Raw genomic sequence first — 18,872 nt, forward strand, 5'->3', positions numbered from 1 at the left:
GCGCATGGCGCGCAAAGGCCGGCCCGCATCCCTGATCGAATGGCCGCCGCGTCTGGTGGAAGACATCGCCCGGCGCCGTGCGATGCTCTTCTTCGGGTCGGGCATTTCGGCCAACGCCAGTTCGGCCGATGGCACGCGGCACCCGCCCACCTGGGCTGAACTGCTGTGCCTGGCCGCCGACGCCATCGCCCCCAACGCACCTCAACTGTCGGAAGAAGTTCGCGCCTTTGTCGCGCGCGGCGACGTACTGACCGCCGCAGAAATCGTGCGCCGCGTCCTGGGCCAGCGTCGGCTGACCGCGCTGTTGCGCCGTGAGCTGGTCGCGCCGCGCTTTGAAGCGGCACCCATCCACGACGCATTGCTCGCACTCGATTTCCGCATCACGCTCACACCCAACTTCGACACGCTATATGAATCGCGGGCCCATTCACACGGCAGAGCGCCGGTGGAGGTGTGCGACTACAGCAACCCTGCGGTGGCGGCGCGCGTGCGTGAAGACTGCAACCTGATCATCAAGACGCACGGCTCGATGAGCCACCCAGCCTCGCTCATCTTCTCGCGCTGCGACTACGTACAGGCGCGAGCGCGCTACCGCGCCTTCTACGATCTGGTCGAGGCACTGCTGCGCACGCACACCTTTCTCTTTGTCGGCTGCGGCATTGACGACTCCGACATGCGCGCGCTGCTCGAAGCCTATGGCGCCGAACACCCCGGGGCCGAACGCCATTACTTCGTGACCGCCGCCGACACGTTCTCCGACGTCACCACCGCCGTGCTGGAAGACGCGCTCAATCTGCACGTGCTTCGCTATCAGGCGCAGGCGGCAGACCATCCGGCGCTGCTTGCGGCTGTCCGCGCACTCGGCACGGCGGTCGAGGGCGAGCGCAAGACCATCCACGGCCATCGCCGGCACGGGGCCAAGCGATGACGATCCATGTCGGCATCTCCGGTTGGCGCTACGAAGGGTGGCGCGGCGTGTTCTATCCGGAAGACCTCGCGCAGCGCCGCGAGCTGGAATATGCGTCGCGCCAATTCGACACCATCGAGATCAATGGGTCGCACTACTCGCTGCAATCGATCACGAGCTGGCAGGCTTGGCATGACACCGCGCCCGACGGTTTTGTTTTTGCGGTCAAGGGGCCGCGCTACTTGACCCACATGCTGCGGTTTCGTGACGAGACGGCGGTGCCGGCGCTGGCCAACTTCTTTGCTTCGGGAGTGCTGGCCCTGCGGCGCAAGCTCGGGCCGTTCCTGTGGCAGTTTCCATCCAACTTCCGGTTCGATGCAGAGCGGTTCGAGCGCTTCCTGTCTCTGCTGCCGCGCGACACGACAGCTGCGCGTGCGTTGGCCCGTCAGCACGATGCGCGCGTCAAGGCGCCATGGTTTGCCACACGCGACCAAAAGACGCTCCGCCACGCGGTGGAAGTGCGCCACGAGAGCTTCTGCACGCCGGAGTTTGCAGCGCTCCTGCGCAGGCATCGGGCCGCGCTGGTGGTCTCGCATGCCATTGCAGACTGGCCGTACCTTGAAGACGTGACGAGCGATTTCGTCTACCTCCGCCTGCACGGCGCCGATGCGCTCTACAGCGGCGCCTATGCCGATGCCGCGCTCGATCACTGGGCCGATCGCATCCGCCAATGGGCTGCAGGCAGCGAGCCGCCCGATGCACAACGCGCTGGCGCACCCGCCAAACTGCGGCGCAGCGGACGTGACGTCTATTGCTACTTTGATAACGATAAAAAGGTCGAAGCGCCTTCCGATGCGCGGCGCTTGCTCGAACGGCTGCGTCCTGCCAAGTAAGACTGCGGCGCGCCCCTGAGCGCCAATGCGTTCAGCCCGCTTTCGCCCGCTGGCGCTTCGTCTCCTTGACGGCCGTGGGGTGGACGACCGCCGTATCTTCCGGAGCCAGCGCGCGTCCGTCCTGCGCGCGGAGTTCAAGTCGCGGCACCGGCTTACCCGTTGCCTTCTCAACCAGCACAACGTGCGCCTCATCGGGCGCAAAGCAAAACGCTTCGCCCCATTGCCGCAGCGCCACCAGCAGCGGAAACAGCGCGCGCCCTTTCTCGGTCAGCACGTAGTCCTGATACGCACTCCCGTCAGCCGCTGGCACCGTTTCGAGAATGTCGTGCGCAACGAGGTTGCGCAGCCGCACCGCCAGGATGTTCTTCGACAGCCCGAGACTGCGCTGAAACTCGCCAAAGCGGCGCACGCCATCAAACGCATCGCGCACGATCAATAGCGACCACCAGTCGCCAATGGCGTCCAGCGGCCTGGCGACGCCGCAAAGAGAATCCGCGTGGCTCGTACGTTTGACCATCTGTATCGCGCGTTGCGGGCGCGCCCTCACATTCAATGTGGTTGCAATATAAAACCTCAACTGCTACAACGCAACGGTTTCATATTGAAACCACTCAAAACACGGAGGAAACACGGCATGCGCGTTGATACGTTCAATGGGATGTACCCCTATACCCCCCGCTTTACCGATGCACCGGGCTTCTCAATGCATTTCGTGGACGAGGGCCCCGCCGATGGCGCAGTCGTACTGTGTCTGCATGGCGAACCCACATGGGGTTTCCTCTTCCGGCGCCTGATCGCGGCACTGCACGGCGCCCACCGCGTGGTGGTGCCCGACCACATGGGCTTCGGCAGAAGCGAAACACCGCCATCACGCAGCTACTGGCTGCAAGACCACATCGACAACCTTGAGCGCTTCGTGCTTGCGCTGGACCTGCGCGGCATCACGCTTGTCATGCATGACTTTGGCGGGCCCGTCGGGATGGGGCTTGCGTCACGGCATCCGGATCGCATTCGGCGCATCGTGAGCGTCAATGGGCCCACGCCATTCGGGCAAGCGACGCTGGGTGAACGCTTGGCCGCCAATGCGGCGGTGTCGCCGTGGTTTCAGTGGATCGTGCGGGCCGAATCCGAAGGACGTCTTGAAGCCGTACTGGGTGAACTCGGCTTCAATATCCTCAGCACCTTGAAGCTCAACGGCTTTGAAGACCACCGGCTCATCAACGATGCGTGGTTGCAAGCGTACGGCGCGCGCTTTGCGACGCCGGCTGACTGCGCTGGCGCCATCGGCTGGGCCAAAGGCGTGGCGACCGGCGCGCATCGTTTTGAAATACCGGACGGCGCAGCGCACCGTGCCATCGCCACCAAACCCGCCATGGCGATATGGGGCATGTCAGATCGCACCTTGCATGCTGAGCATTTTCTGCCGCTCTTCAGTGAGCTGTTTCCGGATGCGCCGGTGCATCGGTTGCCCAGCATTGGACATTACAGCTTGGAAGATGCGCCCGATGCGATTGCCCACCGTATCGCTACGTTTCTCGCGCAAACGTGAGGGCGTAGCATCCGCCGACTACAACGCCGCATACATGCAAAAAACGCAGCGGACGCGACTGCGTAGTCTGTGCCCAAAAGCAGGCTACGCTTGCTCGCGCTGCCCTGACACAGCCGCCTGACCAAGCCTGACCTCGGCCACCAGCCCCCCGCCCTCGCGGTTGCGCAATGTAAGCCCGCCGCCTGCGGCCACCGCCAGTTGCTGCGCGATTGCCAAGCCCAGCCCCGTGCCCCCCGTCTCTCGGCTGCGCGAATTCTCCAACCGTACAAACGGCTGCAACACGGCATCGAGTTTGTCTTCGGGAATACCGGGCCCTCGGTCGCGCACCTCGATCACCACGGCGTCGCCGTCGCGGCGCACATCCATTTCCGCCGCGCCGCCAAATTTGATGGCGTTATCGGTCAGGTTGGTCAACACGCGGCGCAATGCGTGCGGACGCGTGACGATGGCGCCGGTGGCTTGCTGCTCCAGCGTGACGGGCTTGCCGGTGTCCTGGTAGTCGTACGCAAGGCTTTCGACAAACGACCCGACGTCGATGCGCGACGGCTTTTCACCATCGCCATGCGCACTGCGCGCATAGGCCAGGCCCTCCCGCACCAGCGTTTCGATCTCGGCCAGATCGCTCATCAGCTTGCGCTTCTCTTCAGAGTCTTCCGCCATTTCAGCGCGCAACTTCATGCGTGTGATGGGCGTCTGCAAGTCATGCGAAATGGCGGCCAGAATCTGCACGCGCTCTTCAACAAAGCGGGCAATGCGCTGGCGCATGGCGTTGAACGCGTGTGCGGCGCGCGCCAGTTCGGTCGGGCCATTCTCGTCCAGTGGCGGTGTCTGCGCGTTGGGGTTGAGTGCATCGGCAGCATCGGCCAATGCCACCAGCGGGCGGATCGACAATCGCACCGCAAACCAGCAGCACACGATCAGCAACAGCAATTGCACCACCAGCACATACGGCAGCCACTGCGCGATGGGCGTCATGCGCGGGTGCACGTCAATGGTGAGCGTACTGCCGTCGCTCAGCGTGAGGTGTGCCTGCAGTTGCTTGCCGTCGCCCGGTATCGACTCGACCGTCACGGGAAAGCGGCCGCCGCTGGCCTCGCTGATGCGCGCGGCGATGTCCTTGCCGCGCTGCGTCATCTCGGGCACGCCGGGCGAGCCAGGGCCGAGGATGTACTGATAGTTGCCGCGGTTCAGGCGCGGCAGCCACTGCGGGCGCTCGTCCGCAGGCAGGCGGTCAAGGATGGCGACGGCCGTGGACACATCCGTTTCCAGCGTGCCCAGCATGACTTCGCGCGCGCTCATGTAGCGCTCGGAAAACAGCACCGCAAAGGACAGCGCATACGCCACCACCAAGCCCGCCAGCAGGATCACAAAGAGGCGTGAGCCCAGCGTGCGCGGCCACGCCCAGGCACGCGCGCTCGTCGCCGCGCTCATTGGCGTGCCTCCTTGATCTCCACCGGCTTGGCAAAGACGTAGCCCTCGCTGCGCACGGTCTTGATGTACGCCGGATCGCGCGCGTCGTCATTCAGGCGCTGGCGCAGGCGGCTGACCAGCAGGTCGACGGATCGCTCGAACATCTCGGCCTCGCGGCCCTGCGTGAGGTTGAGCAGTTGATCGCGGTTGAACACGCGCATCGGGTGGTCGACAAACACGCGCAGCAGGCGGTATTCCGCGCCGCTCAGGGCGACGATGGTGCCCTCGGCATCGATCAGGTGGCGCGCCGTGGTATCGAGGTGCCACTCGCCAAAGGCCAGCATCTGCCCAGCCTCGGAAATCTGCAGGTTGGGCGGCAGCATGCGCGTGCGGCGCAGCACGGCCTTGATGCGGGCGAGCAGTTCGCGCGCGGCAAACGGTTTGGCCACGTAATCGTCGGCGCCCATTTCCAGGCCGATGATGCGGTCGGTCTCGTCGTCGCGCGCGGTGAGCATCAATACGGGCGTGGCTTTGTGCTTGCCGGCGCGCAGTTCGCGGCAAAGCACCAAGCCGTCATCGCCGGGCAGCATCAGGTCGAGCACGATCAGGTCGACGGTGTTGGCCTCCAGGAACGCGCGCATGTGGCGCCCGTCGGGCGAGGCGGTCACACGCAGGCCGTTCTTGGTGAGATAGGTCGAAACGAGTTCGCGGATCTCGCGGTCATCATCGACGATCAGGATGTGGTCGACGTGGGCGTCCATGGGGAGGTGACCTCGGCACGATGGAAGGTGGAATGAAGGCGCCATTTTGCGCCTGTCCGTGTGACGCAGCGAGCCCGTGTTGTATCGCAATGCATCTGGCGGATGCGTTTGTACAGTTCGATACAAAGTCGCCCCTGCGGCGATACATGCCAGCTACGCGCGCGGCGTCTGATGGAGGCAATCCCGATCCCTTGCCGAGGAATGTCGATCATGAGCCTGCTGATACTTGCCTACCTGGGCGGCGCGCTGACCATCCTGAGTCCGTGCATCCTGCCCGTCCTGCCGTTTGTATTGAGCCGCACCAGCCAGCCCTTTGTGCGCGGCAAGCTGCCGATGCTCGCCGGCATGGCGCTCACCTTTGCCGGCTTTGCCACGCTGCTCTCGGCCGGCGGTGCGTGGGCGGTGCGCGCCAACGAGGTCGGCCGGTTTGCGGCGCTCGCGCTGCTGGCGGTGTTCGGGCTGTCGTTGCTGTGGCCCAGGCTGGCCGATCTGATGGCACGGCCCGCCGTGGCGCTGGGCAACCGGCTGGCCGGGCAAGCAGCGACGGGGGGCACGGCGGCCGAGCCTTCGGTGGGGGGCTCTCTGCTGCTGGGTGTGGCCACGGGGATGCTGTGGGCGCCATGTGCGGGGCCGATCCTCGGCTTGGTGCTGACCGGCGTGGCGCTCAATGGCGCGAGCGTGTCGAGCGCGTTGGCGCTGACGGCCTACGCTGCAGGCGCAGCCACGTCGCTGGCGGCAGCGCTGGGGCTGGGCGGGCGTGTATTCGCAGCCATGAAGCGCTCCATGGGCCTGGGCGAATGGGCGCGTCGCATCATGGGCGCAGGCGTGCTTGGCGGCGTAGCACTCATCGGGCTGGGGGCGGATACCGGCCTGCTGGCGCGTCTGTCTTCCGGCGGCACCACGCAGCTTGAGCAGGCGCTGGTGAACGGGCTGGGCGGGCTGGGCGGGCTGAACGTGCGCCGCCCCGCACCGCAGGCGAGCCTTAACGTGGTTTCCGAAGCCGACGCCGCGCCCGTGGCGAAATCCAGCGGCTTGCCCGTGGAGGGCCGCGTGGCGTCATTCGACGGCGCGGTGCAGTGGCTCAATTCCGCACCGCTCACAAGCGACCAACTGCGCGGCAAGGTCACGCTGGTCTATTTCTGGACGTACTCCTGCATCAACTGCATCCGCACGCTGCCGTACCTGCGCGCGTGGGCCGACAAGTACAAGGACCAGGGCCTGACCGTGGTGGGCGTGCACACGCCGGAGTTCGCGTTCGAAAAGTCACCCGACAACGTCGCCCGCGCCGTCAGCGGCTTCCGCGTCAACTTTCCGGTGGCCATCGACAGCAACTATCGCATCTGGAACGCCTTCCACAACAGCTACTGGCCGGCCGCGTACTTTGTCGATGCCCAGGGCAACATCCGGCATCACCAGTTTGGCGAGGGCGATTACGCCGCCTCCGAACGCGTCATCCAGGCCTTGCTGGCCGAGGCGGGCAACAGGCAGGTGGCGGGCGGCGTGGTCGCGCCCGATGCCCCGGGGGCCCAGGCCGCGCCGGACCTGGACAACGTCCGCTCGCCGGAAACGTACGTGGGCTATGCGCAAGCCGACCGCTTTGCGTCGCCGGGCGGTGCACAGATCGGCACGTCGCACGCATACAGCGTCGGCAAGCTCGGCCTGAACGAATGGGGCTTGTCTGGCCAATGGACCATCGATGCCGAGCAAGCCACGCTCGACCGCGCTGGCGGGAGCATCGTCTACCGATTCCACGCGCGCGATCTGCACCTCGTGCTCGGGCCTGCCGCCGACGGGCGCGCCGTGCGCTTCACCGTCAAGATCGACGGCAAGGCCCCCGGCGACAGCCACGGCGCCGATACGGATGCCCACGGCAACGGCGCCATCACGCAAACGCGCCTCTACCAGTTGGTCCGCCAGGCTGGCACGGTGGGCGAGCACACGTTCGAGATCCGCTTCCTCGATGAGGGGGCGCATGCCTACGCCTTCACCTTCGGCTGACGCCGCCCTTTTGTACGCGTTTGTATCCAGCCGCCACACAGATACGTACCCAGACAAAACGGCTCTTCCACGCTACTTCAGCGATACGTCGGCCTTCTTTAATACGTCTCGTGGCCCCGGCAACCAGCGAACAACCAGCCGCTGACGCCGGGACGCAAATCCAACCCTCAGTCTTCCCCCTTCATCAAAAAGGAGATCAACATGACCCGCATCGAAAACGTTCTGTACACCGCCAAGGTCAACGTCACCGGGGGCCGCGATGGCCAAGCGCACAGCGATGACGACCGCCTGAACCTGAAGCTGTCGCCCCCGGGCAGCAGCGGCCGCGGCACGAACCCCGAGCAACTGTTTGCCGCGGGCTGGTCGGCTTGCTTTATCGGCGCGATGGGCCGTGCGGCCAGCCAGATGAAGATCAAGCTGCCGGCCGATCTGTCCTTGAACACCGAAGTCGACCTGGGCACCACCGACGATGCGTTCTTCCTGCAGGCACGCCTGAATGTGAGCCTGCCCGGCCTGGACCGCGAAGTGGCGCAAGCCGTGGTGGAAGCGGCCCACCAGATCTGCCCGTATTCGAAGGCCACGCGCGGCAACATCCACGTCGAGCTGAACCTGATCTGACGCATCGCATGGCCCGCCGCACGCTGCCGGCGGCTGGCGGGCCTCACCAGTAACCTTTCACGGATTCCACATCATGCGCACGACCCTCCGCGCCGCGCTTGCGGCACTCGCCATCGGCGCCGTCTACTTTGTCGGGACTGGCGTGCCCGCCTTCAGCCAGACCGCCGCGACCGGCGCGGCGGCACCCGAGTTCACAGGCATCAACCAGTGGCTGAATTCGCAGCCGCTGTCGATGAAGGACCTGCGCGGCAAGGTCGTGCTGGTGGATTTCTGGACGTACTCGTGCATCAACTGCCTCAACACGCTGCCGCACGTGAAGCAGTGGTACGACAAGTACAAGGATCAGGGCCTGGTCGTGGTGGGCGTGCACACGCCGGAATACGCGTTCGAAAAATCGACCGCCAACGTGCAGGAAGCGCTCAAGCGGCTGGACGTGCGCTACCCGGTCGCGCAGGACAACAGCTACGCAACGTGGTCGGCCTTTCACAACCAGTTCTGGCCGGCGCTGTACCTGATTGATACCGAGGGGCGCATCGTCTATCAGCACTTCGGCGAAGGCCGCTACGCCGAGACGGAAGCCGCCATTCAGAAGCTGCTGGCAGACCGCAAGCCACAGAAGCCTGCGTGATCAGGCTGCGTGAGAAGTCCCGCCCCGACGGCGCTTATGAACGCCAGCGGGCGGGGCGCTTTTCCAGGAAGGCGTCGATGCCCTCGCCGGCGTCTTCTTCCATCATGTTGCGGGCCATGACATCGCCCGCGTAAGCATAGGCATCGGCAAGCGGTATCTGCCGTTGCCGATAGAACATCGCCTTGCCATAGCGGATTGCGGTGGGGCTCTTCGACACGATGTCCGCCACCTTGCGAGCCACGGCGGCATCCAGTTCCTCCGCGGGTACGGCCTCGTTGATGAGGCCCCAGTCCGCGGCCGTAGCCGCATCGATAAAGCGGCCCGTCACCAGCATGTCGAATGCGCGCTTCGCAAGCACGTTGCGCGACAGTGCCACCGCAGGCGTCGAGCAGAACAGGCCGACGTTGATACCTGACACCGCAAATCGCGCGGTGTCTGAAGCGATGGCCAGGTCGCAACTGCCGACCAATTGGCAGCCGGCTGCTGTTGCCACGCCATGCACGCGCGCGATGACAGGCACGGGCAGCGCCTGAATCGCCTGCATCACCACGCTGCACCGCGCAAACAGCGCCTGGTAATACGCAAGGTCGGGCGTGCCGCGCATTTCACGCAAGTCGTGTCCGGCGCAGAACGCCTTGCCCTCGGCGCCGAGCACCACGCAGCGCACCGTCGCATCTTGCGCAATGTCGTCCAATGCGCGCTGCAGCGCATCGAGCATGGCTTCTGACAACGCGTTGAACTGCAGAGGCCGATTCAGCCGCAGGGTAACGACGCCCTCGTGGTCGTCACGCAAGACGAGTGCCTCGGTGGCGGCATTGGTGGTGGGGTGAGGTTGCATGCGCACTCCTTTGCAGGCTGGTGCCCGGGTGGGCACCAGTCTATCTCTGCCGCGCGCGCGCCGCACTCAGGCGTTGCCAGTAGCTGCGTGCTGGCTGTCAGCCGCCACGCCGGGCCGGCGCGCGCTGGCCTGATGTAGCTCGACCATGTTGCCCGCCGGGTCCCGCAGGAACAGTTGCTTGAGCCCGGGCGAAGCCACGTTGTCTAGCGAGAAGTAGCGCACGCCACGCGCAATCAGGGCCTGCTCGGCGGCCAGCACATCCTCCACGGCCAGCGCTAGGTGGTTCGATACCGGGTCTTCATCCGGCGCGCGGGCGTAATCCGACACCCCGTCGCAGCCGAGGATGTGGACCTGCGTGCCATTGGGCAGGTCGATCCACGACCCATAAATGCCCCGGATCTTCCAGCGTGTGGCATCCAGCGGCAGCGACAGCACGTCGCGATAAAACTCCAGGGTGGCATCGGCTTGCCCCTGCGGCACCCGAAAACCTACGTGATGCAGCCCCACGACTTTGACTGACATAGCGTCTTCCTTAAGCGTTGTGCGCGGCCAGGCGGCCCCGCGTTGATCAAGTGCGGCATCCGGGCATCCGGTGCCGACTGGCCGCAGTATAGTACGTAAACCGTACTATCTGTAAACCGTATTTTATGTGATGCGTATAATCCGCCTTCACACACGGTCAATACCGCCTGCCCAGGCCTTTCGTCATGAAGCAACGCAACGCCGCATCCGATCGCACCGCCTCCCGCGAAGACGACATCGACCAGGACCTTGCGCTCGCCATGCAGCCGCACCTCGCCCTGATGAAGAGGACTGCGCGGCGCGGCACCCATCAGGGCCGCGCCGGGATTGGCATGCTGTTGCTGTGGCTGTCCGACGACATTGGCCCGCGCGTTGACGCCTCCCTGGCCGCGTTGGGCCTGTCGGAAAACAAGCTTGATGTGCTGATGTTTTTTGGCTTGGCCGAGCGCGGGCTGATCGACAGCAAGGAAGTCACACCGTCGGCCATGGCGGACTACTTCGGCATCACGCGCTCAACCGTCACGGGCGTGCTGGATTGGCTGGAGAAGCGCGGCCTGCTGCAGCGTGCACTGAGCACAGAAGACCGGCGCAGCTTTTCCCTCACCCTGACTGATGCGGGCCGAGCCCTGCTCGCCCAGGCCCTGCCGACGTTCTGGGACACCTGCGAAGCGCTCGTCGCCTGCCTGGACGAAACCGAATGCGCCGCGCTCCAGCGCATCCTCGCCAAGCTGTGGAACCAACTGAGGCGCCAGACCTGAACGGCCTACCCCTTCGCCGCTTTGACATTGGGCGGGCGGCTGACTATCACGCGTCTATAAGACGTCGGTCGCCAGCCCCACCAAAATGCGCGGGGTGCACCACCGCAAGCCGCCGCCGGCAGCACAATCGGATCGCAGTCGCACCGGAAGTCACACCAGAAGCACAAGCGAACGAGTGACACAGTCACCGCAAGGGGGCCAACGTGATATCGGAAACGCTGGACATGCAGCGAGGCCTGTTGCTGAGCCTCTCTCCGGGACGCCGGACGTATTGGATGGCGCAGGCAGTGGCTTTGCTGTCGCTTGTGGTGCTGATGTCGGCCGTGCCGTTCGCCAAGGTGCAGTTGGCGCAACTTCCGTCGTTCGTGCCGATTTACGAGTCGGCCCTCATCCTCAATGACCTGATTACCGCGGCGCTGCTCTTCGGGCAGTTCGCCATCACACGGTCGCGCGCGATGCTGGCGCTCGCCAGCGGCTACCTCTTCACGGCCGCCACGGCGGTGGGGCATCTGCTGTCATTTCCGGGGCTGTTCGCATCCGGCGGCCTGCTGGGCGCCGGGCCGCAGAGCACCGCCTGGATCTACATGTTCTGGCACGCGGGCTTTCCGTTGTTTGTCATTGCTTACGCCGTGCTCAAGGCGCGGGAAGAGCGCGAGCCTGACCGCTTCCCCGCCCACACGCTGACGCGGCAAACGGCACTCGGCACCGTGGCGGCCGTGCTGGGCGCAGCGGCCGCGTGCGTGGCACTGGCCACCGCCGGCGAACACCTGCTGCCCACCATCATGGCGGCCAACCGCTACACGCCCGTCATGGGGTTCGTGGCCGGCAGCACATGGTGCTTTTGCTTGGTCGCGCTGGTCGTGCTCTGGCGCAGCCGCCCGCACCTGACGCTCGACATCTGGCTGATGGTCGTGCTGTGCGTGTGGATCTGCGATGTCGCGCTCAGCACCGTATTCAATGGCGGGCGGTATGACCTCGGCTTCTATGCCGGCCGCGTGTTCGGGCTGCTGGGGGCGAGCTTTGTACTGCTGCTGTTGTTGATCGAGAACACGGTGCTGCATTCCCGGCTGGCCGCGGCGCGGGCCGAACTCAAGCGGCTGGCCGCGAGCAATGTGGGGGATCGCGAAGGTTGATGCGGTGACGCGGTGATGCGGTTGCACCGCGCTACGCCCGCCGCACTTGCGTGGCCCGGCCCGGCATCGACATCGCCGCCACCCCCGCCACCACACACGCAAGCCCGATCCACGCCGAAGAGGGCAACGATTCCCCCAGCAACACCACGCCGATCGCCACGCCAATCGGCACACGCAGATAAGCCTGCGCGGTAGTTCCGAACGCACCCAGCGTCTGGATGAGCCGGAAGTAGATGGCAAAGGCCAGCGCCGTGGAAAACGCCGCCAGCGCCACCAACGCCATCAACGAACGCGCAGAAGGCTCAAGCGCCCAAGGGTGATCAACAAGCAGGCTCGCGGGCGTGAGCACCAACGCCCCCACCAGCAACGAGCCGGTAGCCGGCGCCGCAGGATGCAGCCCCTTGAAAGACCGGCCGTAGATGGCCGCACCTGCATAGCACGCCGTGGCCGCCACGATGGCCAGTTGCGGAACAAGCTGCCCACCCAGCCCATCGAGCGCGCTCGGACCAACCACCAGACACGTGCCGACCAACCCGGCAACCACGCCGATCAGCTTGCGCAACGACACCGGCTCGTGCCGCGTGATGCACGCCGTCACCACAAACACCATCACGGGTGACGTCGAGTTCAGGATGGTCGCCAGACTCGCCCCCACCGAGCGCTCAGCCCACGCGATCAGCGTGAAAGGCACAACGCTGTTGAGCAATGCCTGCACGCCAAAGCGCATCCAGACTCGTTTCTCTCGCGGCATGCGGATGTTGCGGCTGCGCATCCACGCCAACAGCAGCGTTGCCGCGATCAACGTTCTGGCGGCAATGAAGGTGAGCGGCGGAATGGTCTCCACGCCGATCCGGATGAAGGTATAAGACGCGCCCCACAAGGTCGACAGCGTGAGGAGCAGGGCCAGATCGGTGGCGTGGCTGGATGGGGGCGTGTCGGTGTGCGGCACGGAGTGCCCTCCTGTTTGGCGGCTGGGGGCCGCGACTCGATACAGGAGGATCGTAGCGGGGATGGGCTTTGGCCGTGCGGGAAACGGTTTGGTGTGGAGCGAAGTGTGGGTGGCGATGCTCAATCGTGCGTGGATCTTGCGGCACAGCAGCAGGTGCGACATTGGATGCGTGGCTCAGACGCATGGCGCCCACGACGCTCAGCCCACGATGAGGGTACTGACTGACGAGAAGAGGAAAGGCGGGTTTCCTTGGTTCAGCCGAAGGCCCATCCGATTTGTGCTCGCCCCCGAAAAACTGTCCTCATTGGCGAATACACACCGCCGTAACACGCGGCTGAGGGGTGACGCAATCGCAGCGGTTGCCTAAGATGCCGCCCTCCTGGCTGGTCGCTACAAGCGGCCGTGCGGGGCCCGACGGTCATGCGCAACACCACGTGCATGACCGTCAACCTCTGGCCGCCAATCAGTGCAAACCACCCTCGATGTCGAAGATCAGCAGCGCGAACGGTATCCCGCCACGGCATGACAACCCGTCTGACGGCCACCACGCCGGGCGGCTGACGCGCGTTGCGCAACCACCCGCCTGCGCACCCCGGGCGCCCAGTCCCGGGCTCACGCAACTGCCCAAATCCACCGCTGCACGCCCACCCACTGCGCCAACCCGGGTCAAGGCCTTGCGGACGCTGGAAACGCGGCAGCGCCTGCACCGCTTGCGCAAAGAACTCGGCAAGATCGACCCGCCACCCGCCTGTGCCGAAGACGCCCATGCCGACATCCTGGCCGCCATGGGGCGCGCCGGCTTGAGCGGCTGGACGTTACCAGCCCTGTCCGACCCCACCAATGCGCGCCATGCAGATGGGTCGGTGGTGGTGTCGCTGGTGTCTCACGCCATCATCTTCAACGTCAGAGGCGCGTTCCGCATCATCGATCTGCTACCACCCGGCAGCGTGTACTTCGAGTTGGCCGGGAACAACGATGCTGCGTTCGTCCTCCCATGCGGCTGCTCCGTCGCAGCCCATTAGCGCACGACACCACGGCCTGCGGCTGGCGCGTCCGGTATCTCAAGAATTCTCACCTCAGGGTTATCCGCCATTTCGGTCGGCGCTCACCTTTTCGACACTCCTGCCACACCACCAATAAAACAAGGGGCGGAGACAGGTATGGACCGGAGGCAATTCGTTCGGAGTTCAGTAGCACTGGGCGGCGCAATGATGCTGTCGCCCATGGCACGCGCGGCGGAAGCCGGCGTGTTCGCAGACAAGATCGTCTTTGGGCAGACGGTCGGGTTCGACAGCGTATGGGGCGGGTTGTACAAGAACTACACCAATGGCCTGCTGGCCGGCTTCGAACAGGTCAATGCCCAGGGCGGCGTGGCCGGACGCAAGCTGGTCGTCAAGCGGCTGGAAGACAACTACCTGCCGGACAAGGCCGTGGCCAACGTCAAGACGCTGGTGCAGGAAGGCGTGTTTGGGCTGGTGTGCATGGGCGGCACCGGCAACACCATCGCCGCGTTGCCGCTGCTGGAGCAATACCGCCTGCCGATGGTGGGCGCCATGACCGGCGCCACCGCCGCGCGCAAAGCGAGCGCACCGCTGTTCCACACGCGCGCCAGCTACGCCGACGAAGTCACCAAGATGGTCCAGCACGCCACCACCATCGGGCTCAAGCGCGTGGCCGTGGTCTACCAGGACAACCCCTTCGGCTCCGGCAATGCCGACGCCGCCAAGGCTGCCGCCAGCAAGTTCGGCGCGCAGATCGTCGCGCTCATCCCGCACAACGCCAAGGGCGACGACATCGACATGGTGGTCGACAAGATTGCCGCCGCCAACCCGCAGACCACGCTGCTGTTCACCTCGCCCACCTCGGTGGCCGACATGCTGATGCGCTATCAGGCCAAGCACGGCCCCGTGCCGTTGCCGCAGCCGTGGATTCTGTCCGTCACCACGCCCAAGACCGTGTTCGAGAAGGCCGGCACGCTGGCCCATGGCGTGGCTGTCACGCAGGTCATGCCGGGCCCCAACGCGCGGACCCAGCCGCTGGTGCGCGCGTTTCGCGAGGCCAACGACAAGTTTGGCGACCACAGCAACCAGACCTACGAAGCGGTGGAGGGCTTCCTCACCGCCCGCGTCATCGTGGAGGGCCTGAAGGCCTGCGGCAGCAACCCCACGCGCGACGGCTTCATCCAGGCGCTGGAGGGCTTTGGCACACGTGACTTTGGCGGCGTGCGCGTCCATTACGACCGCAGCAACCACGCCGGGCTCGACTACGTGGACGTAACAATGATCGGCAGCAACGGCCACCTGGTCGGTTAAGCCATGCGCAACTTGTGCCCCAACGCACACCGGTGGCAACATGGCGCCATGCAACGCGCGCCAGCCACCACCCTGCAGATGATTCGCACCGCCCCGCCAACGGGACGGTAGTGCGTGGCGCCAAGCCAGCCGAACCCGCCTCCCGAGGCGGGTTTTTTGTTTCTGCCTGCCCATCCCCAGAAGGACGTGAACCCGATGATCGAGATCCGCCCCGCGCAGTTTCCTGCCGACATGGCCGCCGTGCAGGCCATCTTTCGTGAATACGTGGCCAGCCCCAGCGTCAGCCTGGATTTCCAGGACTACGAAGCCGAGTTTGCTGCCCTGCCCGGCAACTATGCCGCGCCGCGCGGGCAATTGCTGCTGGCCTGGAAAGCCGATGCCGTGGTCGGCTGCGCCGCGTTTCGTGAGGTGGATGCAACCACGTGCGAGATGAAGCGCGTCTACGTCCGCCCCGCTGCACGCGGCGAGCAACTCGGCCGCCGCCTTGTCGAGCGCCTGCTGCAAGACGCCAAGGCCGCCGGCTATGCCCGCATGTGTCTGGACGTACTGCCCGAGTTCAAAGCCGCGCAGCAGCTCTACCTGTCGCTGGGCTTTACGCCCGCACCGCCGGTCACGTTCAACCCGGTGCCGGGCACGCTGTTCCTGGGGCGGGCGCTGTAGCGCGCGGTAGCTAGAATCCCGAGCCGCCCTTCCTGAAGACGACCAATACAACGCGATGACGGTATCCCTGAGCCTGGACCCGCAGTTCTTCAACCTCCTCGCCGACAGCCACCAACGGCTGGTTGGCGCACCGCTGGTCAACAGCACCATCGCGCCCGCGGATGCGGCCCGGTGGCTCTACGAAGACGCGCCCTTCTGCGTACTGGCACACAACACCGACGCCGACCCGCGCTTCATCTATGCAAACCGCGCCGCGCAGCGCTGCTTTGAATACGACTGGGACGGCATCACAGCGTTGCGCTCGCGTTTTTCGGCCGAGCAGCCGAACCGCGAAGAACGCGCGCAATTGCTCGAAGCGGTCCGCACGCGTGGGTTCGCCACGGGGTATCGCGGCGTGCGCATCTCGCGCTCCGGCAGGCGGTTCTGGATCGAGGGCGGCACCGTGTGGAATCTCGTCGACAGCGATGGCGTGTATCACGGGCAAGCGGCGACCTTCCACCAGTGGCATGACGTGTGATTTGAGGGGCTAGAGCGCGCGCGCAGACGCGGCGCTGACTTCGCCTGCGCGGCTCTCGTTTCGCACCGGCGCATTTGCGCAACGCGCACCCCGCGCAACACTGTCGGCCTCGTCAAATTCAGCTTGGAGACGCAGTATGGGGCTCTGCATTTCGAAGCCGACCACTGCCTCGGTCAACCGCACGCACGACACGCAGCCCATACCGGCGGCCGCAACTCAGCACACCGGTCATGAGCGGGCGCGCAATGCCCGCCAGGCTGGCGGGCACCTAGGCGAACTGGGCAACCTCAACCGCAATCGCGCGGCTTCGGGCGCCGGCACGTCATCGCTGCAAACGCGGCGCACCGCAGCCCTGCCATCTTTGCAACATGAAGATCCTTCCCCGAGGCAAGCGGCCGTGGCCTCCGTGCTGACCCATGTGCGCGAGACCTACTACAAGCCCAATCTGAAGTCGGGCAACAAGGTGAAGGGCGATACCGAGGCAGAACGCCTTCGGCAGCAGCTCGCGACGGATGAAGTCAACCGGATACGCAGCCAACCCAACGCGTTGCTCGCTGTTCAGGAGGGCAAGGCGCACCAGTGCCAGGAACTGGCGCTTCTGGCGGTGTATCACCTGTGCCAGGAGCACAAGCTGCCCGCAAAGATCCTGGAACTCGGCGGCAATGACGTTGACGTTGCCCACTGCGTTGCCGTCGTCGGCCTGGCACCCCACCAGCTGCACAGCAACATGAAGCTGTGGCATCCGGACACGTATATCTGCGACCCGTGGTGCAACATCGCCTGCCGGGCGAAGGACTATCCCAAGCAATTCATCGACAAGATGGAGAAGTGGGAAAGCCAGGGCAAGCTCGTCGGTTATCCACCCATGGGCTTCGTGCAGCCAATCGAACCGGCATGGATCCGAGATGTGCTGCGCGGCGATAGAACTGTTTCAGACCCGTTGGGAAGCCAATCGCCTTGACCTGCTCAGTATTGATGGCAGCCAAGCCGCTACAACCCGCCCCCAGAGGCGGGTTTTTTGTTGCCGCCCTTCCTTCAGCGGCACGGGCTCGCGATGCGAGGCTCGGCGTAGAATCCGCTTGCCACGCAACCCGCCCAACCATGCCCGCTCGTACCATTGCCATGCTCTGCGCCATGACGTCTCTCACGGCATGCGTGAGCTACCAAGACCCGCGCACGCCCGAACAGCAGAAGCTTGCGCTGCAGCGGGCCGCCAATGAACTCGTCGGCCGCTACACCATCACAGACAGCCGCAACGACGATGGCCGCGGCTACACGCAAGCCGTCGTCACAAAGCAGGACGGCTCAGACCAGCTCAGCCTGCAGTTGATGGGCCCCGCCACCGGCGCCATCACGTTGGCCGGTTCCGACTGCCGGGGCTGGTATGTCGAGAACCATCGCTACACCGCCATGCAATGCGATGCGCTGACCGGCGAGGTCAACTTTTTCTCTCTGCTGCGACAGGCCAACCCAGAGCCGGTGAACTCCGGCACCATACCGGCGTCGTTCGCGACGATGGCCGTTCCGGAAGGCAGCTATCGCTTCGACATTGCAGACAACAGCGGGCGGCATCACTACTACGTGTTGACGAAGACGCCACTGCAGCAGGTACCGGAAGCGCCGGGGGCAATGCGGCGATGGCCAGCACCGCCGGCACCGCGCTCGTCGCAATAGGCAGGCTGGCTTAGCATTCACCACGCAACACAACAACAACGCACGTTTCAAAGGGGTAGGAGTTGTCGAAAAAGATCATCTCTCTGGTCTTGGCCTGCGCTTGCAGCATCGGCCAAGCGGCCTTCGGACAAATCTCGATGGAAGCGCCCCTGACAGACGCGCCGCAAAGCGAAGCGCTCCAGACGGAAGTCCTTCAAGCAGCCACACCTCAAGCGGAAGCGCCCATGCCGGAAGCCCCGCAAGCGGAAGCGCCCACCCCGGAGCCCGCCCCCAGAGCTGCGCCCGTCGTCAAGGTCGAACAAAGCTATTGGGAAGCCGAAGGCCTGAGCGCCCGGATGCGCAAGGCGCGTGCGATCACGTTGTATTTGATGGACCCCGCCATGGCATCGCTCAAGGCAGTGGACGAAGCGCAACTGAAAGACGCCGGCTGCGAATACAGCACCGAAGACGCCGCGCTCATCGCCAACTTTGCGGAATCCATCGAGCGCACCAACGTGCGCAGCAACTCGTTCGTCCTACAGTTCGAGCCTCGCGAGGCCGTCTACCTGGCGCTTGGCGGCAGCAGCGAGATGAAGCTGCTGTTTGAGAAGCCCTATCCGAATCAATCGGAAGTGCTGGGGCAGATCAATGGTCAACCGGTCACGGTCAGCAAGAGCCTGGTGGAAGGCTTATACCGATGGGCCACGAAGGTTGGCCGGGTCCGCCGTTGTGAAAACTTTGTAGGCAAGTACCGGTAAGCCCAGCG

Annotated in this window: 21 protein-coding genes; 15 read left to right on the forward strand and 6 right to left on the reverse strand. The window is 65.0% G+C overall.

Annotated elements, in window-relative coordinates:
* Nucleotides 1–4: 4 nt before the first annotated feature.
* Nucleotides 5–928, forward strand: coding sequence for an SIR2 family protein (locus tag NG898_RS23275; RefSeq protein ID WP_252694635.1), 924 nt, complete (start codon nucleotides 5–7; stop codon nucleotides 926–928).
* A complete protein-coding gene (locus NG898_RS23280; RefSeq protein WP_252694636.1) occupies nucleotides 925–1,800 on the forward strand; it encodes a DUF72 domain-containing protein in 876 nt (291 codons plus the stop codon). Before NG898_RS23275 ends, NG898_RS23280 begins: the two co-directional genes overlap by 4 nt.
* Before the next feature lie 31 nt (nucleotides 1,801–1,831).
* On the opposite strand, the gene NG898_RS23285 is transcribed toward NG898_RS23280, so the two are convergent.
* Nucleotides 1,832–2,317: a winged helix-turn-helix transcriptional regulator gene (locus NG898_RS23285; RefSeq protein WP_252694637.1), complete on the reverse strand. Its 486-nt coding sequence runs from the start codon at nucleotides 2,315–2,317 to the stop codon at nucleotides 1,832–1,834.
* A 117-nt stretch (nucleotides 2,318–2,434) separates the two neighbouring features.
* Here NG898_RS23285 and NG898_RS23290 point away from each other — a divergent pair, with 117 nt between their 5' ends.
* Nucleotides 2,435–3,349, forward strand: coding sequence for an alpha/beta fold hydrolase (locus tag NG898_RS23290; RefSeq protein ID WP_252694638.1), 915 nt, complete (start codon nucleotides 2,435–2,437; stop codon nucleotides 3,347–3,349).
* Between the two features lie 84 nt (nucleotides 3,350–3,433).
* Here the strand turns inward: NG898_RS23290 and NG898_RS23295 are convergent, their stop codons facing one another.
* Nucleotides 3,434–4,780, reverse strand: a complete 1,347-nt coding sequence (locus tag NG898_RS23295) for a sensor histidine kinase (RefSeq protein ID WP_252694639.1) — start codon at nucleotides 4,778–4,780, stop codon at nucleotides 3,434–3,436.
* On the reverse strand, nucleotides 4,777–5,520 hold the full coding sequence (locus NG898_RS23300) for a response regulator (RefSeq protein ID WP_045205459.1): 744 nt from the start codon (nucleotides 5,518–5,520) through the stop codon (nucleotides 4,777–4,779). The genes NG898_RS23295 and NG898_RS23300 overlap by 4 nt, the downstream gene beginning before the upstream one ends.
* 210 nt (nucleotides 5,521–5,730) lie before the next feature.
* Between NG898_RS23300 and NG898_RS23305 the strand changes: the two genes are divergently transcribed.
* The 3 genes from NG898_RS23305 to NG898_RS23315 all read left to right on the forward strand — a co-directional run bounded on the left by NG898_RS23305 (nucleotide 5,731) and on the right by NG898_RS23315 (nucleotide 8,764).
* Nucleotides 5,731–7,518, forward strand: a complete 1,788-nt coding sequence (locus NG898_RS23305) for a cytochrome c biogenesis protein DipZ (protein ID WP_252694640.1) — start codon at nucleotides 5,731–5,733, stop codon at nucleotides 7,516–7,518.
* Between the two features lie 201 nt (nucleotides 7,519–7,719).
* Complete coding sequence (locus tag NG898_RS23310) at nucleotides 7,720–8,136, forward strand: organic hydroperoxide resistance protein (protein WP_252694641.1); 417 nt, start codon at nucleotides 7,720–7,722, stop codon at nucleotides 8,134–8,136.
* A 73-nt stretch (nucleotides 8,137–8,209) separates the two neighbouring features.
* Entirely contained in the window at nucleotides 8,210–8,764 is a 555-nt protein-coding gene (locus tag NG898_RS23315; RefSeq protein WP_232040153.1) for a thioredoxin family protein, read from the forward strand.
* Between the two features lie 34 nt (nucleotides 8,765–8,798).
* Here NG898_RS23315 and NG898_RS23320 read toward each other — a convergent pair whose 3' ends face one another.
* Together NG898_RS23320 and NG898_RS23325 are read right to left on the reverse strand one after the other, a co-directional pair.
* Complete coding sequence (locus NG898_RS23320) at nucleotides 8,799–9,602, reverse strand: enoyl-CoA hydratase (protein WP_252694642.1); 804 nt, start codon at nucleotides 9,600–9,602, stop codon at nucleotides 8,799–8,801.
* A 66-nt stretch (nucleotides 9,603–9,668) separates the two neighbouring features.
* Entirely contained in the window at nucleotides 9,669–10,124 is a 456-nt protein-coding gene (locus NG898_RS23325; protein ID WP_092974817.1) for a VOC family protein, read from the reverse strand.
* Nucleotides 10,125–10,384: 260 nt separating this feature from the next.
* Between NG898_RS23325 and NG898_RS23330 the strand changes: the two genes are divergently transcribed.
* Both NG898_RS23330 and NG898_RS23335 read left to right on the forward strand, forming a co-directional pair.
* Entirely contained in the window at nucleotides 10,385–10,882 is a 498-nt protein-coding gene (locus NG898_RS23330; protein ID WP_313903635.1) for a MarR family winged helix-turn-helix transcriptional regulator, read from the forward strand.
* A gap of 224 nt (nucleotides 10,883–11,106) precedes the next feature.
* The gene (locus NG898_RS23335; protein WP_252694644.1) at nucleotides 11,107–12,015 is read left to right on the forward strand and encodes an MASE4 domain-containing protein; all 909 of its coding nucleotides are present in this window, start codon (nucleotides 11,107–11,109) and stop codon (nucleotides 12,013–12,015) included.
* Between the two features lie 31 nt (nucleotides 12,016–12,046).
* On the opposite strand, the gene NG898_RS23340 is transcribed toward NG898_RS23335, so the two are convergent.
* The gene (locus NG898_RS23340; RefSeq protein WP_252694645.1) at nucleotides 12,047–12,964 is read right to left on the reverse strand and encodes a DMT family transporter; all 918 of its coding nucleotides are present in this window, start codon (nucleotides 12,962–12,964) and stop codon (nucleotides 12,047–12,049) included.
* 482 nt (nucleotides 12,965–13,446) lie between these two features.
* Between NG898_RS23340 and NG898_RS23345 the strand changes: the two genes are divergently transcribed.
* The 7 genes from NG898_RS23345 (at nucleotide 13,447) to NG898_RS23375 (ending at nucleotide 18,864) form a co-directional block, all read left to right on the forward strand.
* Nucleotides 13,447–13,986: a hypothetical protein gene (locus tag NG898_RS23345; RefSeq protein ID WP_252694646.1), complete on the forward strand. Its 540-nt coding sequence runs from the start codon at nucleotides 13,447–13,449 to the stop codon at nucleotides 13,984–13,986.
* 138 nt (nucleotides 13,987–14,124) lie between these two features.
* A complete protein-coding gene (locus NG898_RS23350; RefSeq protein ID WP_252694647.1) occupies nucleotides 14,125–15,276 on the forward strand; it encodes an ABC transporter substrate-binding protein in 1,152 nt (383 codons plus the stop codon).
* Nucleotides 15,277–15,471: 195 nt separating this feature from the next.
* On the forward strand, nucleotides 15,472–15,936 hold the full coding sequence (locus NG898_RS23355; RefSeq protein WP_252694776.1) for a GNAT family N-acetyltransferase: 465 nt from the start codon (nucleotides 15,472–15,474) through the stop codon (nucleotides 15,934–15,936).
* 55 nt (nucleotides 15,937–15,991) lie between these two features.
* Nucleotides 15,992–16,453 (forward strand): MEKHLA domain-containing protein, encoded by a 462-nt coding sequence (locus NG898_RS23360; protein WP_252694648.1) that lies wholly within the window; start codon nucleotides 15,992–15,994, stop codon nucleotides 16,451–16,453.
* Nucleotides 16,454–16,589: 136 nt separating this feature from the next.
* Nucleotides 16,590–17,414 (forward strand): hypothetical protein, encoded by an 825-nt coding sequence (locus NG898_RS23365; protein ID WP_252694649.1) that lies wholly within the window; start codon nucleotides 16,590–16,592, stop codon nucleotides 17,412–17,414.
* A gap of 140 nt (nucleotides 17,415–17,554) precedes the next feature.
* On the forward strand, nucleotides 17,555–18,127 hold the full coding sequence (locus tag NG898_RS23370; protein WP_252694650.1) for a hypothetical protein: 573 nt from the start codon (nucleotides 17,555–17,557) through the stop codon (nucleotides 18,125–18,127).
* 137 nt (nucleotides 18,128–18,264) lie between these two features.
* Nucleotides 18,265–18,864 (forward strand): hypothetical protein, encoded by a 600-nt coding sequence (locus tag NG898_RS23375; protein WP_252694651.1) that lies wholly within the window; start codon nucleotides 18,265–18,267, stop codon nucleotides 18,862–18,864.
* Nucleotides 18,865–18,872: the final 8 nt, after the last annotated feature.

The organism is Ralstonia mojiangensis, assembly GCF_023955645.1.
Classification (GTDB): Bacteria; Pseudomonadota; Gammaproteobacteria; order Burkholderiales; family Burkholderiaceae; genus Ralstonia; species Ralstonia mojiangensis.

Bases quoted from the DNA above. Each gene is read 5' to 3' on its own strand.
- NG898_RS23330 (WP_313903635.1), top strand. From the start codon at position 10,385: ATGCAGCCGCACCTCGCCCTGATGAAGAGGACTGCGCGGCGCGGCACC.
- NG898_RS23310 (WP_252694641.1), top strand. From the start codon at position 7,720: ATGACCCGCATCGAAAACGTTCTGTACACCGCCAAGGTCAACGTCACC.
- NG898_RS23285 (WP_252694637.1), bottom strand. From the start codon at position 2,317: ATGGTCAAACGTACGAGCCACGCGGATTCTCTTTGCGGCGTCGCCAGG.
- NG898_RS23355 (WP_252694776.1), top strand. From the start codon at position 15,472: ATGATCGAGATCCGCCCCGCGCAGTTTCCTGCCGACATGGCCGCCGTG.
- NG898_RS23365 (WP_252694649.1), top strand. From the start codon at position 16,590: ATGGGGCTCTGCATTTCGAAGCCGACCACTGCCTCGGTCAACCGCACG.
- NG898_RS23350 (WP_252694647.1), top strand. From the start codon at position 14,125: ATGGACCGGAGGCAATTCGTTCGGAGTTCAGTAGCACTGGGCGGCGCA.
- NG898_RS23370 (WP_252694650.1), top strand. From the start codon at position 17,555: ATGCCCGCTCGTACCATTGCCATGCTCTGCGCCATGACGTCTCTCACG.
- NG898_RS23320 (WP_252694642.1), bottom strand. From the start codon at position 9,602: ATGCAACCTCACCCCACCACCAATGCCGCCACCGAGGCACTCGTCTTG.
- NG898_RS23300 (WP_045205459.1), bottom strand. From the start codon at position 5,520: ATGGACGCCCACGTCGACCACATCCTGATCGTCGATGATGACCGCGAG.
- NG898_RS23275 (WP_252694635.1), top strand. From the start codon at position 5: ATGGCGCGCAAAGGCCGGCCCGCATCCCTGATCGAATGGCCGCCGCGT.
- NG898_RS23295 (WP_252694639.1), bottom strand. From the start codon at position 4,780: ATGAGCGCGGCGACGAGCGCGCGTGCCTGGGCGTGGCCGCGCACGCTG.
- NG898_RS23360 (WP_252694648.1), top strand. From the start codon at position 15,992: ATGACGGTATCCCTGAGCCTGGACCCGCAGTTCTTCAACCTCCTCGCC.
- NG898_RS23290 (WP_252694638.1), top strand. From the start codon at position 2,435: ATGCGCGTTGATACGTTCAATGGGATGTACCCCTATACCCCCCGCTTT.
- NG898_RS23305 (WP_252694640.1), top strand. From the start codon at position 5,731: ATGAGCCTGCTGATACTTGCCTACCTGGGCGGCGCGCTGACCATCCTG.
- NG898_RS23280 (WP_252694636.1), top strand. From the start codon at position 925: ATGACGATCCATGTCGGCATCTCCGGTTGGCGCTACGAAGGGTGGCGC.
- NG898_RS23345 (WP_252694646.1), top strand. From the start codon at position 13,447: ATGTCGAAGATCAGCAGCGCGAACGGTATCCCGCCACGGCATGACAAC.
- NG898_RS23315 (WP_232040153.1), top strand. From the start codon at position 8,210: ATGCGCACGACCCTCCGCGCCGCGCTTGCGGCACTCGCCATCGGCGCC.
- NG898_RS23375 (WP_252694651.1), top strand. From the start codon at position 18,265: ATGGAAGCGCCCCTGACAGACGCGCCGCAAAGCGAAGCGCTCCAGACG.
- NG898_RS23325 (WP_092974817.1), bottom strand. From the start codon at position 10,124: ATGTCAGTCAAAGTCGTGGGGCTGCATCACGTAGGTTTTCGGGTGCCG.
- NG898_RS23335 (WP_252694644.1), top strand. From the start codon at position 11,107: ATGCAGCGAGGCCTGTTGCTGAGCCTCTCTCCGGGACGCCGGACGTAT.